Below are 16,196 nucleotides of genomic sequence, written 5' to 3' on the forward strand. Positions count from 1 at the left end.
TCCGCCCCCTGCACCCCCGTACGTGCTTGGGGCTCCGCCCCTTGCCCCCCGGCGGGAAGGTTGGGGCTCAGGGACTGGGAGCTGGGAGTTGGAGATTTGATGGGCTAGCGGTTCAGATAGGTCAGCACGGCCAGCACCCTGCGGTTGTCATCGTCGTGCACCGCCAAATCCAGCTTCGCGAAGATGTTCGCCGTGTGCTTAGTAACCGCCCGCTCCGTCACCACCAACGCCTGCGCAATCGCCGCGTTAGACCGCCCCTGCGCCATCAGCTCCAGCACCTCCAGCTCGCGCGGCGTCAAGCGCCCCACCGGCTCGTCGCGCACGCCGCGCGCCACCAGTCGCGAGATCACCTCCGGGTCCATCGCCGTGCCTCCTCCCGCCACTCGCCGCACCGCGTCCATGAACTGCGCCGTGTCGAAGACGCGGTCCTTCAGCAAGTAGCCGATGCCGCCGCTGCCGTCCGCCAGCAGTTCGCGCGCGTACAGCTGCTCCACATACTGCGACAGCACCAGGATCGGCAGGCCCGGTACCTGGCGGCGTGCCTCCAGGGCCGCCTGGATGCCCTCGTCCGTGAACGTCGGCGGCAACCGCACGTCGACCACCGCCACGTCCGGGCGGTGGTCGAGCAGTGCCTTCAGCAGTGACGGGCCGTTGTCCACCGCCGCCGCGATCTCGAAGCCGTGCGACTCCAGCAGGCTCACCAGTCCCTCCCGCAGGAGGGCTAGATCCTCGGCTAGGACAACGCGCACGGCAGCTCCAAGGTGACGATGGTCGGCCCGCCGGCGGGGGAGTTCAGCGCGAGCACGCCGTCGAATGTACCGATGCGGCGCTCGATGCCGCGCAGGCCCGTTCCGCCCTCCAGCGACGCGCCGCCGTGGCCGTCGTCGGTGACGCTGACGCGCAACATCCCGTCCGCGTGCCGCATGTACACCCACACGCGCTCGGCCCCGGAGTGCTTGGCCGCGTTGGTGAGGATCTCCGACACCGCGAAGTAGGCCGCCGACTCCACCGGGGCCTCGGGGCGGCCCGGCAGGTCGGCGGTCACCTCGACGTTCAGCGGGTGGTCCAGCGCCAGGGCCTTCACCGCGTCGCCGATGCCCCGGTCGGCCAGCACCGGCGGGTGGATGCCGCGCACCAGGTCGCGCAGCTCGTGCAGCGCCTTGGCCGACGACTCGCGCGTCTGGGCGAGCAGCACCTTCGCCTTGGCCGGGTCGGTCTCCAGCAGGTGCTCGATCGCGCCCAGGCTCATGCCCATCGCGACGAGCCGGGCCTGCGCGCCGTCGTGCAGGTCGCGTTCGATGCGGCGCAGCTCGGCGGCGGAGGTGTCCACCGCGACGGCGCGGGTCTCGGTCAGGCGGTCCACGCGCAGCGCCAGCCGTGACTTCTCGGTCGGGCCCAGCAGCGACCGGCTGAACAGCCCGTACGCCCGCACCAGGCGCGGGGCCGACCACAGGCCCGCCACCATCGCGGTCGCGCCGAGCAGGACGCTGCCCGCCAGCCGCACCGGGTCGGTCGCGTAACCCTCGCTGACGTGCACGAACGCGTACCAGTCGGAGCCGCCCAGCGAGACGATCAGGCGCCCGAACCCGGCGGCCAGCAACCAGCCCCAGAGGCCCCAGAGCACCAGGAAGGCCGGGAACGCGGCGGTGAACACCGCGATGATCGGGGCGGCGAGCGTCCACAGCAGGTCGCGCCAGGTGGCCGGGTCGTTCACCACGCGCAGGAACCGCTGCCACACGCCGTCCCCGGCGTCGGCGGGCTCGGGCAGGTAGGGGCGCTCGACGGCGACGCCGGTGGAGCGCGCGATCAGATCGCGCTGCACGTTCAGCAGCCCCCGCGCCGCGATCGCCGCCGAGGGGAGCAGCAGCACGCCCAGCCCGACGCCCGTCAGCGACACCGCCACCAGCATCGCGACCGACAGCAGGATCACCGGGGCGAGCACCGCCCACAGCCGGAAGCCGTCCCAGGCGAGCTTGCCGCGTTCGGCGAGCCGGGTCCGCTTGTTCACTGTTTCCTCCGTACCTCGCCCTGCTTACGGAGTCCAGTTTCCGGCGCGGGGAGGTGCTGCACAGTGTGCCTCGAACCCGGACGAAGGGTGTACTCAGCTACACCCCCCGGACGCCGTCCAAGCCCATGTCCGCGTGGGTGGTGCGCTTCCTAGCGTCAGTGGGTGTCACCCCCCCACCAGGCAGGCAGGGACCCCATGAAACCCAATCTCGCGGCGCGGCTCGGCGGCTGGAGCGCGCGCCATCGCACGGTCGCGGTACTCGGCTGGCTCGCGTTCGTCGTGCTCGCCTCGGTGCTGGGCGGCGCGGCCGGCCGCGTCACGATGGCCGACCACGAGCAGGGCGTGGGCGAGACGGCGCGCGCCGAGCGCATCCTCGCCGACGCTGGGATCACCGAGCCCGACATGGAGCTGGTGCTGATCCAGGGCGGGAACGCGACGGAACGCGCCCGCGCCGCCGCCGAGGTCCGCGCCGTCGCGCAGCGTGGTGAAGCCCGGCCCGACGTGCCCTCCAAGGACGGCCGGTCGCTGCTGGTCCGCTTCGCCCTGCCTGACGAGCGCAGCGACGAGCGGCTACCCGTGCTGGACGCGGCGACCGCCAAAGCGCGCGCCGCCCACCCCGGCCTTACTGTCGGCCGCTTCGGCGACGCCACAGCGGGCAAGGCGTTCAACGACGCGCTCGGCAAGGACTTCAAGCGCGCCGAGCTGACCGCGCTGCCGCTCGCACTCGGCATTCTGCTGGTCGCGTTCGGCGCGCTGCTGGCGGCCGTGCTCCCGGTGCTGCTGGCGTTCACCGCGTTCCTCGCCGCGAGCGGGCTGCTCGCCGTCGCCAGCCACGCGGTGCACGTGGACGGCACCACCAACTCGGTGATGTTGCTGATGGGCCTGGCCGTCGGCGTGGACTACTGCCTGTTCTACCTGCGGCGCGAACGCGAGGAGCGTGCTGCGGGGCGCGACAAGGACGCCGCGCTGCGCGTCGCCGCCGCCACCTCCGGCCGCGCGGTCCTGATGTCGGGGCTGACGGTGATGGTGGCGATGGCCGGGATGTTCCTGACCGGGATGTTGCTGTTCGAGGGCTTCGCGATGGCGACGATCCTGGTCGTGCTCATCGCCATGCTCGGTTCGGTGACGGTCCTGCCCGCGCTGCTGTCGCTGCTGGGCGACCGCGTTGAGCTGGGACGGATTCCGCTGCTGCGTCGCCGTTCGGGTGGCGGTGCCGTGGGCGCGCTGCTGCGTCCGGTGCTGGCGCGGCCGGGGATCGCGGCGGTCCTGTCGGCGGGGCTGCTGCTCGCCTTGGCCGCGCCCGCGTTGGGAATGAAGACCGAGAAGCTCGGCATCGAGCAACAGTTCCCGTCCGACACCGCGCTGGTGCGCGACTACCAGCGGCTCAACGAGGCGTTCCCCGGCGGGCCCGCGCCCGCGCAGGTCGTCGTCAAGGCCCGCGACGTCGCTGCACCCGAGGTGACGTCCGCCATCGCCGAGCTGCGGCGGCGCGCCGTGGCGACCGGCGAGATGAACGAGCCCGTCACCGTCACGCCGCACCGCGCCGCCGGGGTCGTCCAGGTCGAGATCCCGCTCGCCGGCAACGGCAGCGACGCGACGTCCAAGCACGCCCTGCGCACCCTGCGCGAGCAGGTCGTGCCGCAGACGGTCGGGAAGGTCGCCGACGCCCCGGTGACCGGGCAGCTCGCGTTCTCCGAGGACTACAACGCCCGGCTCGGCGACAGCATCGTGCCGGTGTTCCTGTTCGTGATGGGCGTGACGTTCCTGCTGATGCTGGTGTTCTTCCGGTCGGTGGTCATCGCGGCCAGCGCGATCGTGCTGAACCTGCTGTCGGTGGGAGCCGCCTACGGCGTGATGGTCGCGGTGTTCCAGCACGGCTGGGGCGCGGGGCTGGTCGGCGCGGAGGCGGCGGGCGCGCTGGAGTCGTGGATCCCGCTGTTCGTGCTGGTGGTGCTGTTCGGGTTGTCGATGGACTACCACGTGTTCGTGGTGTCGCGGATCCGCGAGGCGCACGACCGGGGGCTCGCCACCGCCGACGCGGTGCGGGCGGGCGTACGGTCCACGGCCGGGGTGGTGACCAGCGCGGCCGCCATCATGGTCGCCACCTTCGCCATCTTCGGCACGCTCACGATGCAGGACTTCAAGCAGCTCGGCGTGGGCCTGGCGGTCGCGGTGCTGATCGACGCGACGGTCGTGCGGGTCGTGCTGCTGCCTGCGGCGATGGTGCTGCTGGGACGGGCCAACTGGTACCTGCCGCGCTGGCTGGGATGGCTGCCGCGCGTCTCGCACGGCGAGGAACACGAGGCCGTGCGGCCGGTTCCCGAGCCCGTGCTGCGCTGAACGGACGAAGGGCCGCCGGTGTGCGACGCACCGGCGGCCCTTCCGCATTCTCAGGCGCGCAGGGCGGCGGCCCCGAACGAGACGTGGAACCGCTTGCACCACAACGACACGCTCGTCAGCTTCGCGAGGTCGGCATTGGCCGGGATCGTGTAGTTCTGGTCGCCCTTGTTGCCCTTGAGACGGCCCAGCTCGACGTACTTGCCGTCGTCGAAGACGGTCCAGCCCGCGCGTCCCTCCTTGACGGGCTGGTCGGACAGCCAGATCCGCACGTCCGGGCCGTCGGAGGTGTCCAGGTCCTCGATGCGCAGGACACGCTTGCCGTCCGGAAGCCGCACGATCTTCACCTCGCCCTTGGTGTCGTGCTCGTGCGAGACGAACGACCCGGTCGCCAGCGTCTCAGCGGTCTTGGGGACGGCGGACGTCCCGGACGACGCGGGCACCGTCTGCGCGGCGGGCGCGGCCTCGTCCACGCTCCGGTCGATGAACAACCGCCACGGCTGGGTCAGGTAGGCGGCGATCGCACCGAGGACCACCGCCGCCACCAGCGCGGCCCGTATCCACGTCTTGCCCAGCAGCCCGCTCATCGCGTCTCTCCTCGTCCGGGGGTGTGCGTCCAGTCCATCAGGGCGGGAGCCGTCGCGGCGGGCGCGAATCCTTACAGGGCGCTGACGTCTCTCTAGGTCGAGAATATTTTTATGTTTGACCCATTAAGTGGTCTAGAGGTAAATTTAGGCTCGACCTAAGGAGATCCGATGACGCTGCGCCTGCTCACCGTGCACGCCCACCCCGACGACGAGTCCAGCAAGGGCGCGGCGACGCTCGCCCGGTACGCCGCCGAGGGCGTGGACGTCCTGGTCGCGACCTGCACGGGCGGGGAGCGCGGCGACGTCCTCAACCCGGCGCTCGACCGTCCCGAGGTCCGCGCGGACCTGCCCGCAATCCGCCGCGCTGAAATGGCAGCGGCGCGCGAGATTCTGGGCGTCCGCCAACGTTTCCTCGGCTTCGTGGATTCCGGCCTCGGGGAGCCTCCGGACGGCTGCTTCGCCGTGCAGCCCCTGGAAAAGGCCGCCGCCCCGCTTGTCGCGCTCATCCGCGAGTTCCGCCCGCACGTCGTGGTCACCTACGACGAGACCGGCGGCTACCCGCACCCCGACCACATCAAGACCCACCAGGTCACCGTGGATGCGTTCGACGCCGCCGCCGACCCCGCCCGATATCCCGACGCGGGCGCGCCCTGGCGTCCGCTCAAGCTCTACTACCAGGGCGCGTTGTCGCGCGCGTGGTTCCAGACGTTGCACGACGCCATGACCGAACGCGGCATCGACTCCGCAGTGGGCCCGCTGCTGGCGGAATGGCCCGACACCGCGCCAACACTCGACATCACCACGCGCGTGCCCTGCGCGGAGTACTTCGCCACCCGCGACCGCGCGCTACTAGCCCACGCCACGCAGATCGACCCGAACGCCGGATTCATGCTGCACCCCCGCGACATCGAACGCGCCGTATGGCCAACCGAGGACTACCACCTGGCACGCTCAACGATTCCCGCCGAACTCCCGGAAGACGACCTGTTCGCCGGGCTGCGGTCTACAGCGCGGTGAAGGTGAAGCCCTTCTTCTTCAGTTTCGGGATCGCGCCCTTCAGCGCGCCCAGCGTCTGCGACCGGTCGCCCCCGCCGTCGTGGCACAGCAGGATCTGCCCGGCCGTGCTCCCGACCAGCGTGCGGCGGATGCTGCCGACGCCCGGCCGCTCCCAGTCGCGCGGGTCCACCGCCCAGTCGATCGGCAACATCCCGTGCTCGGCGATGGTCTCGTAGACGCGCTTGGACCAGCCGCCGCCGGGCGCGCGGAAGAAGGTGGGCACGATGCCGGTCACCTCGGCGATCTTGTGGTGCGCCTCGACGATCTCCTTCTGCACCTTCTTCGCCGTGGCGTTGCTGAGGTCGGGGTGGTTCATCGTGTGGTTGCAGACCTGGTGGCCGTGGTCGGCGATGCGCCGGGCCAGCTTGGGGAACTCGTCCACCTGCACGCCGATGATGAAGAACGTCGCCTTGATCTGGTGCTCGTCCAGCAGGTCCAGCACGCGGGGCGTCCACTGCGGGTGCGGCCCGTCGTCGATGGTCAGCGCGATCGAGTTGGGCGGGGGCGGCGGCACCAGCTCGGTCAGGTTGCGCACCGGCGTGGTCGTCGCGGTCAGCGTGCCCTGCGTCCACGGGGGCAGGCGCGGCGTGGGCGTCGGGGTGGGGGTCGGCGTGGGCGACGGCGGCGGGACGGGCGTGGGCGTCGGAGCGGGGCCCACGGCTCCGCCGGGACGGGCGGCGGCGGCCGAATGGTGGACGCCGTCCGCGCCCAGCGCGGCCAGTCCGGCGGCCGCCCCCATCACCCACAGCGCTCTGCGGCGGGACGGCCCGCTCGCCTCCAAATCCGCCACAACCGACACGTTAGCGGTCTTACAGGTGATCTACGGCTTTTACGGAGGTCACATTCTTCGCACGGCGGACCGGGCGGCGAGCGGGCCGGAAAGCGGCGTCAGTCCACGCAGGCGAGCGCGTCGATCTCGACCAGCATCGACTCGTGCGGCAGCTCCACGAACACCGTCGTGCGCGCGGGCAGCACGCCGTCGGGCACGTTCTCCTTGACGAACGCGGTGTAGACCTCGTTCATCGCCGGGAAGTCCGCGCGCTTGGTCAGGTAGACGCGGAACATCAGCACGTCCGCCACGCTCGCGCCGCCCGCCAGCAGCACCGCCTTCACGTTGGCGAGGGTGCGCGCCGTCTGCGCCCGCACGTCGCCGAGCGCGACGAACTCGCCGGTCGCCGGGTCCTGCGGGCCCTGCCCGGACACCTGGAGCATCGGGCCCTTGCGGACGCCCTGCGAGAACGCCCAGGCGGGGGCGGGCGCGCCGTCGGTGCGGATCTCGGTCTTGTCGGTCATGGGGGTTCCTCTCTCGGGGGACGGTCAGGAGGGCGAGCCGCTAGGCGGGCCCTCCCGGGCCGGGGCTTCAGTCAACACAGCCGCAGGCGGCGGAGATGCCGCCGGTGGCCTCCAGCAGGTCCGGCAGCAGCTCCAGGACCTGGTCGCGGTTCAGCAGCACGTCGGGCACCGAGACGGACGCGGCGGCGATCACGCGGCCCCCGGCGTCGCGGATCGGCGCGGCCACGCAGCGCAGGAACGTCTCGTGCTCGGCGTCGTCCATCGCGTACCCGCGCGCGGCGACCCCGTCCAGCTCGGCCAGCAGCGCGTCCGGGCCGGTCAGCGTGTGCTCGGTGAACGGCACGTAGTCGATCTCGTCGGCGATGCGGCGGCGCGCGGCCTCCGGCAGGTCGGCCAGCAGCACCTTCGCGATCGCGGTGGCGTGCAGCGGCATCGACAACCCGACGCGCGAGTACATGCGGATGGCGTGCCGCGAGTCGTACTTGTCCAGGTAGACGACCGCGCCGCCCTCGTAGACGCCGAGGTGCACGGTGTGGCCGGTGGCCTCGTTCAGCCGCGCCAGGTGCGGGGCGGCGATGGCGCGGATGCCGCGCTGCTCCAGCGCCGCGCCCGACAGCGCGAACAGCCGCGACCCCAGGTGGAAGCGGTGCGCGTCGTCGCGGTGCACGAACCGTTCGCGCTCCAGCTCGCGCAGCAGCCGCAACACGGTCGTCTTGTGCACGCCGAGCGTGGCGGCCAGCTGGTCCAGCGAGCGCGGTCCCTCGCCCAGCTCGATCAGCAGGCCCAGTCCCCGCGCCAGGCTCTGGCTCATGTCGTCCCCCGGACGGTCGTGGCGGCCCACCGCTCCGGCGTCGCCGCCAGCAGCTCGGCGACGCGGTCGGGCGGCGGGGGCGGGCCGTGGTCGCCCGGCACGACCAGGGTGGCGGCCGCCGCGACGTGGCCCAGGCGCAGGCGGCGCCGCAGGTCGTATCCGCGCAGCGTACCGGCCAGGTAACCGGCGGCGAACGCGTCGCCCGCGCCGATGTGGTCCACGACGTCGACCTTCAGCGCGGGCTCGGTGACGGCCGTGCCGTCGCGGGTGAGGACGGTCGCGCCGCGCGCCCCGTCCTTGACGACGAGGTAGCGCGGGCCGGGCAGCAGCGCGCGCAGCCCGGCGAGGTCGCCGACACCGAACGCGGCTTCGCCCTCGTCCGCGCCCAGCAGCGTGATGTCGGCGGCGTCCAGCAGCGGCAGCAGCAGGCGCGGGTCGCGGTCGTGCCACAGCGCGGGCCGCCAGTTGAAGTCGAAGCTGACCGTCCCGGCGCGGCGCAGCAGCGCGGCCGTCAGCTCCAGCGCGCTGTCGGACAGGGCGGGGAGGATGCCGGTCAGGTGCACCAGCGGCGCGTCGCGCAGCACCGGCCCGGCCGGGCCGTCCAGCAGGTCGGGGCCGAGCGCGGAGGCCGCCGAACCGGCGCGGTAGTAGTGCAGGCGTCCGCCGTCGTGGCCCGTCTCTTTGACGTACAGGCCGGTGGGGCGGCGGGGGTCCACGGCCACGTGCGAGGTGTCGACGCCCGCCGCGTCCAGCGCGCGAACGACGCGGCGGCCGAACCCGTCGTCGCCGACGCGCCCGACCCAGGCGGCGGGCACGCCGAGCGCGGCCAGCCCGCGCGCCACGTTGGACTCCGCGCCGCCGACCGAGGAGGTGAACGCCTCGACGTCCTCCAGCGGACCCGGCCGGTCGGGCAGCAGCACGGCCATCGTCTCGCCCACGCAGACGGCGTCCGGCGTACGTTCCGCGTCCCGCATGAGTCCCCCAGCCCATTGACCGGCCTGCGAGCGCGATGTTACAACCGCAGCAGCACATGACGCAATGCGCGTTGCACATAGCGCAACGATGGAGGTTCCGTGGACGAAGCCGCGCTGGACGCGCTGGGGGAGGAACGGCTCGACTGGCGGTTCAAGGCGATCCCGCCCTCCGCGCACGGCACGACGGCCGCCGAGTACGCCGCCGCCCGCCCGCCGCTGAGCGACTTCGGCACGCCCCTGCTGACGCTGGACGCGGGCGCGCTCGACCACAACGTCCGCGTGCTGGCCGACTGGACCGAGCGCGCCGGGGTGCTGCTGGCCCCGCACGGCAAGACGACGATGGCCCCGCAACTGTGGCGGCGGCAGCTCGACGCCGGGGCGTGGGGCATCACGCTCGCCAACCTGCCGCAGCTCCGCGTCGCCCGCGCGTTCGGCGTGCGGCGGCTGATGCTGGCGAACGCCGTCACCGACCTCGCCGGGCTCGCGTGGCTGGCCGGGGAACTGGACCACGACCCGCACTTCGAGTTCGTGACCTGGGCCGACTCGGTGCGCACCGTCGAGCTGATGGACCAGGCGTTGCGCGCCGCCCGCGCCCAGCGCGTGATGAGCGTGTGCGTCGAGCTGGGCGGACCCGACGGACGCACCGGCGCACGCGACGACGACGAGGCCGTGGCGATCGCCGACGCCATCGCCAAAGCGCCGACCCTCGACCTGGTCGGCGTCGCCGGATACGAGGGCGCGTTCGTGCACGACGCCACCGCCGCGTCGCTGGAGACGGTGGACGGCTACCTGAAACGGCTCGCCGCCCTCTTCGACCGCCTCGACTACGCCACCGAAAAACCCATCGTCACCGCAGGCGGCAGCGCCTACTTCGACCAGGTCGCGGGCGTCCTCGGCGGCCTGGACGCGCAGGTGATCCTCCGCTCGGGCGCGTACGTCATCCACGACGACGGCTTCTACCGGGAGATCTCGCCGCTGGCGCGCGGCGCGGGCGTCGCGCTCGCCTCGGCCATGCACGGCTGGGCCCGCGTCACCTCCCGCCCCGAACCCGGCCTCGCGCTGCTGGACGCGGGCAAGCGCGACCTGCCGTTCGACGAGGACATGCCGGTGCCGCAGCTCATCCGCGGCAAGGGCCCGGCCGAGCGCGGCCGCGTCACCAAGGTCATGGACCAGCACACCTTCCTGATCGACTCCGACGCCGAGATCGGCGACGTGGTGCGGCTCGGCCTGTCGCACCCCTGCACCGCCATGGACAAGTGGGCGCTGATCCCCGTCGTGGACGACGCCGACGCGCCCGACCCGGTCGTGGTGGACCTGATCCGGACGTGGTTCGGGTGACGGACCTGGTGATCCGCGGCGCGCTCGTCCTGGACGGCACCGGAGCGCCCGGCCGGACCGCCGACGTCGCGGTCACCGGCGGCCGGATCACCGAGATCGGCGCGGGCCTCACCGCCCGCCGCGTCCTGGACGCCGCCGGGCTGGCCCTCGCACCCGGCTTCATCGACATGCACGCCCACTCCGACCTCGCGCTGCTCGCCGACCCGCCGCACACCGCCAAGGTCACCCAGGGCGTGACCTGCGAGGTCATCGGGCAGGACGGCCTGTCGTACGCGCCGGTGGACGACGCCACGCTGCCCGCCGTCCGCCGCGCCATCGCGGGCTGGAACGGCGACCCGCCCGGCTTCGACTGGTCGTGGCGCACCGTGGGCGGGTACCTGGACCGGCTGGACGAGGGCATCGCCGTCAACGCCTGCTACCTGGTCCCGCAGGGCACGGTGCGGATGCTGGCGATGGGCTGGGCCGACCGCCCGCCCACCCCCGCCGAGCTGGACGAACAGCGCGAGCTGGTCGCCACCGGGATGCGCGAGGGCGCGGTCGGGATGTCCAGCGGCCTCACCTACGTGCCCGGCATGTACGCCGACGACGCCGAGCTGACGGCGTTGTGCGAGGTGGTGGCGTCGTCGGGCGGCTTCTACGCGCCGCACCACCGCTCCTACGGCGCGGGCGCGCTGGAGGCGTACGCGCAGATGGTGGAGGTGTCGCGCCGCTCGGGCTGCCCGCTGCACCTGGCCCACGCGACCATGAACTTCGGCGTCAACAAGGGCCGCGCGCCCGACCTGCTCGCGCTGCTGGACCGCGCCCTCGCCGACGGCGCGGACATCACCCTCGACACCTACCCCTACCTGCCGGGCGCGACGACGCTGGCGGCGCTCCTGCCGAGCCGGGCGGCGGAGGGCGGCCCCGCCGCGACCCTGGACCGGCTGCGCGACCCGGCGGCCCGCGCGGGCATCCGGCACGGCATGGAGGTCGAGGGCTCCGACGGTTGCCACGGCGTGCCGGTGGAGTGGGAGACGATCGAGATCGCGGGCTCGCCGGACCCGTCCGTCATCGGCCGCACGATCGCGGACCTGGCCGCCGCCTCGGGCCGCGACCCGTTCGACGTCTACTGCGAACGCCTGATCGCCGACGACCTGTCCACCACGATCCTCCAGCACGTCGGGCACGAGGAGAACGTCCGCGCTATCATGCGGCACCCCGCACACACGGGCGGAAGTGACGGTCTTCTGGCCGTTGCGAAACCCCACCCTCGCGCCTGGGGCACCTTCCCCCGCTACCTGGGCCGCTACGTCCGCGAGCTGGGCGTGTTGTCGCTCGAAGAGTGCGTCGCCCACCTGACGGGACGGGCCGCGCGCCGCCTGAACCTCGCCGACCGGGGCCTCGTCCGCCCCGGCTTCCACGCCGACCTGGTGTTGTTCGACCCCGACGCCGTCCGCGACACCGCCACCTTCCCCGAACCCCGACAGGCCGCCGAGGGCATCCCGCACGTGCTGGTCAACGGCACGGCGGTCGTCGCCGACGGCCACCCGACCGGCGCCCTCCCGGGCCGGTCGTTGCGCCTGCGGCCCGACGGCCGCGTGCGCTGAGCCCGCCTCCCCCCCACAGGAAGGGTCACCGATGATCCACTGGCTGCAACACGAGACCGGCGGGCTGCTGCTGCTGAGCGCGGCGGCGATCGCGGTCCTGCTGTTCCTGATCATCAAGGTCAAGCTGGAACCGTTCATCTCGCTGCTGATCTCCGCCCTGGCCCTGGCGCTGGTGGCCGGGCTGAGCGTCGAGCAGATCGTCGGCACCGCGCTCAGCCAGAAGAACTCGCTGCTGGAGACGGGCTTCGGCGGCATCCTCGGCCACATCGCGCCGATCATCGGCCTGGGCACGATCCTGGGCGCGATCCTGGAGGCGTCCGGCGGCGCGGACGTGCTGACGCGCCGCCTGCTGGGCGTCTTCGGCGAGCGCGGCGCACCGCTGGCGATGGGCCTGGCCGGACTGATCTTCGGCATCCCCGTCTTTTTTGATATCGGCATCTTCGTGCTCGCGCCGCTGGTCTACATCACCGCGCGGCGCGGCGGCCGATCGCTGGTGCTGTACGCGATGCCGCTGCTGGCGGGCCTGTCGATGACGCACGCGTTCCTGCCGCCGCACCCGGGCCCGGTCGCGGCGGCCGGGCTGCTGGGCGTCTCGCTGGGCTGGCTGATCGTGATGGGCCTGGTGTGCGGGCTCCCGGCGTTCCTGGTGGCGGGCGTGGCGTGGGGCGCGTGGATCGGCAAGCGCATCCACGTCGAGGTGCCCGAGGACTACATCGTCGCGGAGGAGGCGCGGGAGAAGGAGATCGAAGAGGACGGCGACAAGCCCGCCGAACGCCCCGAACCGTCCCTCGCCCTGGTGCTGTTCATCATCGCGGTGCCGCTGGTGCTGATCCTGCTGGCGACCTTCGGCACGGTGTGGTGGAAGGGCAGCGCGGCGCTGCCGGTGCTGACCTTCCTGGGCAACCCGGCGGTGGCGCTGACGATCGCGGTGCTGCTGGCGTCGTACCTGCTGGGCGTGCGGCGCGGCGTCCCGGCCGCCGAACTGTCGGACCTGGCCACCAAGTCGTTGCGCCCGATCGGGATGATCCTGCTGGTGGTGGGCGCGGGCGCGTTCTTCGGCGCGGTGATCTCCGCGACGGGCGTCGGCAAGGCCCTGGCGGGAACCCTCTCGGACGCGGGCCTGCCGGTGATCGTGCTGGCCTACCTGATCAGTTGCGGCCTGCGCCTGGCGCAGGGCTCGGCGACCGTCGCGATCGTGACCACCGGCGGCATCGTCGCGCCGCTCGTCCAGGGGCACGACCACTCCCAGGCGCACATCGCGCTGATCGCGGTGGCGATCTCGGCCGGCTCGATCATCGCCTCGCACGTGAACGACGGCGGCTTCTGGATCGTGTCGCGCTACTTCAACATGAGCGTGCGCGACACGTTGAAGACGTGGACGGTGCTGGAGACGATCCTGTCGTTGGTCGGCTTCGCGGTGGCGGGCGCGCTGAGTATCGTCATCTGACCTTGCGAGATCTGAGGGCGTGACGATGTGAACGATGACGTGCTGGCCGAGCGGTTCGCCGAGCAGAGGCCGCATCTGCGGGCGGTGGCCTACCGGATGCTGGGCTCGCTGAGCGAGGCCGACGACGCCTTGCAGGACGCGTGGTTGCGGGCGAGCCGGGCGGATCTCGGCGAGGTGCGCAACCTCGGCGGATGGCTGACCACGGTGACGGCGCGGGTGTGCCTGAACATGCTGCGCTCGCGCGAGCAACGCCGGGAAGACCCCTGGGAGTCGTGGACGGCCGATCCGCCGACCGCCAAGGGGAATCCCGAGCAGGAGGCGGTGATGGCCGACTCGGTCGGCGTGGCGCTGCTGGTGGTGCTCGACGCGCTGACGCCCGCCGAACGGGTGGCGTTCGTGCTGCACGACCTGTTCGCGATGCCGTTCGAGGAGATCGCGCCCATGCTGGAACGTTCCCCGGAGGCGACGCGGCAACTGGCCAGCCGCGCCCGCCGCCGGGTGCGGGGAGGCGATCCGCCGCGCGCGTCCGACGTCACCGCGCAACGGGAGATCGTGACCGCCTTCCTGTCGGCCACCCGAAACGGAGACTTCCAGGCACTCGTCACCCTGCTCCACCCCAACGTGGTGCTGCACGCCGACAAGGCCGTGATCCCGAGCCCCGAGCCCGTCATGGTGTCGGGTGCCGAACCCGTCGCCCGGGGCGCGATGGCCGCCGTCGAGCGGGCGCAGTTCACCGGGCTGGGCCTCATCGACGGCGCGGTGGGGCTGGCGATGGCTCCGGGCGGACGGTTGCGGGTGGTGCTGGCCTTCACGATCGCCAACGGCCTGATCACGGGAATCGACGTGATCGCCGAACCCGACCGCCTGAACGAAATCAACCTGACCGTTCTCGACTGACCCAACTGCGGGCGGCGGCCCCAAGCCGCCGCCCGCGCTCCCCAAGCGGTCCAGGCGCTGGAGCGCAAGGCCGGGCGGCCCGCTGTTCGACCGCACCGGTCGGTGCGAGCCGCCAGGCGAGCACCCCTGACCGGGACTTTGGCGAGTGCCACATCGCTTCGCGATCCGTCCCGGCGGGCGAGGAGGTCCTCGCGACCGGCCGGGACGGGATCACCAGGTCAGTCGTTGCGCCAGTACATCGTCCGGATGTCGGTGGAGGGGCTCGGCTTGGGAACGTAGCCGCCGGCCCAGACCGTCCTCGTGCCGGGGCGCAGCGCCAGCCCCGACGCCCGGGGCTGGCGGCCGGGCGCGATGGTCAGGGCGGCCCGGGTCCAGACGCCGGCCTTGGTGCGGTGCCGCAGCACGGTGCCGTCGACGATCCACAGGCCGCCCGCGCCGTCGCCCTCGATCGCGGAGTACGCGGTGCCGTTCGCGCCGATGGCGGTGGTCCACTTGGCGCCGTTCCAGCGGGCGAGCAGGGCCCGCGCGGTCATCCTGCCGGTGGCGTCCTTGGCCGGGACGCTGCCGGCGGCCCAGACGTTGTTCGGCGCCAGGGCCACCACGTCGTTCAGGCGCGCGCTCATCTCGCCGCCGGACACCACCGGGATGCCGGGGAGGGTGGAACGGCGCCAGGCGGTGCCGTTCCAGTGGGCCGCGGCGGGCTTCCTGTCGGTGGACAGGCCGACCGCCCACAGGTCCTTGGCCGAGACTCCGCTGATGGTCTGCGCCCGGAACCCGAGGGGGTAGTTGCGCCAGGTCGATCCGTTCCACCGCTTGAGGTGGTCCGCGTTGCCCGCGACCCAGACGTCGTTGGCGCTCATCGGGGTGATCTCGACCGGCAGGAAGGTCTCGCCGAGCGAGTGCGCGGACCACTTGGCGCCGTTCCAGCGGAGCAGGCTGGTCGCTCCGGGCTTGAACATGGAGCCGCCGACCCACACGTTGGTGGCCGACGACGCGCCGATGGTGTGGATCTGGACCTTGGGCAGCGTGCTCGGGATCGCGAGCCGTGCCCAGCCCTTGCTGGTCAGGCGTTCCACCAGCGGCAGGCTCTGCGTGCTGAGGTTTCCGCCCGCCCACACGCCGCCGCCCGGGGTGGCGGTGATGTCGCTGATATGGGTGCTGCCGGGGTAGGCCGTCGGCGGGACCTGCCGCCATGCCCGCTCGTTCGCCGCGGCCCCGGCGGGGGCGGCGCTCCGCTCGTCGGCGCCCGCCAGCACGACGACGGTCGCGGTCAGCGCGGTCCCGAGGCCCGCGGCCGTGGTGGCGACCACGATCCGCCTGCTTGCCATCTTCACTTGTGCCCATCACCTTCACGTAGAAAGGATCTCTGAGGAAGGTGCGGAGCATAGCAATGGTTGATCTTGTTTTTCCGGCCTTCCGGAAAGACCATTGCGGCAGACCGTCATTCGGCGGGCCCCGGCAAGGCGCTCGTTCGCGGACCGTTGCAGGCGTTGGTGCGGCAAAGGCGCCCCGCACCACGGCGGCGGGCATCAGCGGCGCGGCGCATGCATCCGCTTTCCCGCGCCGGTACCCGAGCCAACGCTGAGGTCTTTCGACGCGGCCGTACGGCCTCGACCAAGGCGTCCGTGCCGCCGGACGGTCGGCGGCCCCTTCCTGCCGGGAAAGCACACGAGGCACGGAATGGACGTGCAGGTCATGCGTAGCCGTCCCTCGCCTTCTCGATCGCCTCGCGGGTCATGCCTTCCAGGCGTCCGCCTTGATGGCGGTGAGGAGGTCGCGGGCGCTCCCCACGTGATGCGCGTCACACGGCCGGATCGTCACACCGGCCCACCGCGCCGGGTCAAGGCAGTGACAGACCGACC

General features: G+C 72.5%; 14 protein-coding genes. 6 read left to right on the forward strand and 8 right to left on the reverse strand.

Annotated elements, in window-relative coordinates; genetic code table 11:
• Positions 1-104: 104 nt before the first annotated feature.
• Together AH6_RS37850 and AH6_RS37855 are read right to left on the reverse strand one after the other, a co-directional pair.
• Positions 105-749, reverse strand: coding sequence for a LuxR C-terminal-related transcriptional regulator (locus AH6_RS37850; RefSeq protein WP_067490343.1), 645 nt, complete (start codon positions 747-749; stop codon positions 105-107).
• Complete coding sequence (locus tag AH6_RS37855; protein WP_067490344.1) at positions 734-2,008, reverse strand: sensor histidine kinase; 1,275 nt, start codon at positions 2,006-2,008, stop codon at positions 734-736. Before AH6_RS37855 ends, AH6_RS37850 begins: the two co-directional genes overlap by 16 nt.
• Before the next feature lie 195 nt (positions 2,009-2,203).
• Here AH6_RS37855 and AH6_RS37860 point away from each other — a divergent pair, with 195 nt between their 5' ends.
• Entirely contained in the window at positions 2,204-4,348 is a 2,145-nt protein-coding gene (locus AH6_RS37860) for an MMPL family transporter (protein ID WP_067490347.1), read from the forward strand.
• Between the two features lie 50 nt (positions 4,349-4,398).
• Here the strand turns inward: AH6_RS37860 and AH6_RS37865 are convergent, their stop codons facing one another.
• Positions 4,399-4,932 (reverse strand): DM13 domain-containing protein, encoded by a 534-nt coding sequence (locus AH6_RS37865; protein ID WP_083983856.1) that lies wholly within the window; start codon positions 4,930-4,932, stop codon positions 4,399-4,401.
• Between the two features lie 168 nt (positions 4,933-5,100).
• Between AH6_RS37865 and mca the strand changes: the two genes are divergently transcribed.
• The gene (gene mca / locus AH6_RS37870; RefSeq protein WP_067490350.1) at positions 5,101-5,949 is read left to right on the forward strand and encodes a mycothiol conjugate amidase Mca; all 849 of its coding nucleotides are present in this window, start codon (positions 5,101-5,103) and stop codon (positions 5,947-5,949) included.
• Here the strand turns inward: mca and AH6_RS37875 are convergent.
• The 4 genes from AH6_RS37875 to AH6_RS37890 all read right to left on the reverse strand — a co-directional run bounded on the left by AH6_RS37875 (position 5,936) and on the right by AH6_RS37890 (position 9,066).
• Positions 5,936-6,778, reverse strand: coding sequence for a polysaccharide deacetylase family protein (locus AH6_RS37875; protein WP_245679645.1), 843 nt, complete (start codon positions 6,776-6,778; stop codon positions 5,936-5,938). The two genes, mca and AH6_RS37875, sit on opposite strands and share 14 nt — an antisense overlap.
• 98 nt (positions 6,779-6,876) lie before the next feature.
• Positions 6,877-7,281 carry a RidA family protein gene (locus AH6_RS37880; protein WP_067490356.1) on the reverse strand — a complete coding sequence of 135 codons (405 nt, stop codon included), beginning with the start codon at positions 7,279-7,281 and terminating at the stop codon, positions 6,877-6,879.
• Positions 7,282-7,348: 67 nt separating this feature from the next.
• Positions 7,349-8,092, reverse strand: a complete 744-nt coding sequence (locus tag AH6_RS37885) for an IclR family transcriptional regulator (RefSeq protein ID WP_067490465.1) — start codon at positions 8,090-8,092, stop codon at positions 7,349-7,351.
• Positions 8,089-9,066: a sugar kinase gene (locus AH6_RS37890; protein WP_067490358.1), complete on the reverse strand. Its 978-nt coding sequence runs from the start codon at positions 9,064-9,066 to the stop codon at positions 8,089-8,091. The genes AH6_RS37885 and AH6_RS37890 overlap by 4 nt, the downstream gene beginning before the upstream one ends.
• A 99-nt stretch (positions 9,067-9,165) precedes the next feature.
• On the opposite strand from AH6_RS37890, the gene AH6_RS37895 reads away from it, so the two are divergent.
• The 4 genes from AH6_RS37895 to AH6_RS37910 are packed head-to-tail and all read left to right on the forward strand — an operon-like array spanning position 9,166 to position 14,334.
• The gene (locus AH6_RS37895; RefSeq protein ID WP_067490361.1) at positions 9,166-10,404 is read left to right on the forward strand and encodes an alanine racemase; all 1,239 of its coding nucleotides are present in this window, start codon (positions 9,166-9,168) and stop codon (positions 10,402-10,404) included.
• The gene (locus tag AH6_RS37900) at positions 10,392-11,990 is read left to right on the forward strand and encodes an N-acyl-D-amino-acid deacylase family protein (protein ID WP_373861878.1); all 1,599 of its coding nucleotides are present in this window, start codon (positions 10,392-10,394) and stop codon (positions 11,988-11,990) included. Before AH6_RS37895 ends, AH6_RS37900 begins: the two co-directional genes overlap by 13 nt.
• Before the next feature lie 31 nt (positions 11,991-12,021).
• Complete coding sequence (locus AH6_RS37905) at positions 12,022-13,437, forward strand: GntP family permease (RefSeq protein ID WP_067490366.1); 1,416 nt, start codon at positions 12,022-12,024, stop codon at positions 13,435-13,437.
• 27 nt (positions 13,438-13,464) lie between these two features.
• Complete coding sequence (locus AH6_RS37910) at positions 13,465-14,334, forward strand: sigma-70 family RNA polymerase sigma factor (protein ID WP_067490369.1); 870 nt, start codon at positions 13,465-13,467, stop codon at positions 14,332-14,334.
• Positions 14,335-14,552: 218 nt separating this feature from the next.
• On the opposite strand, the gene AH6_RS37915 is transcribed toward AH6_RS37910, so the two are convergent.
• On the reverse strand, positions 14,553-15,668 hold the full coding sequence (locus AH6_RS37915; RefSeq protein WP_067490372.1) for a hypothetical protein: 1,116 nt from the start codon (positions 15,666-15,668) through the stop codon (positions 14,553-14,555).
• Positions 15,669-16,196 lie beyond the last annotated feature (528 nt).

This window comes from Actinomadura hibisca NBRC 15177 (genome assembly GCF_001552635.1).
GTDB lineage: Bacteria > Actinomycetota > Actinomycetes > Streptosporangiales > Streptosporangiaceae > Spirillospora > Spirillospora hibisca.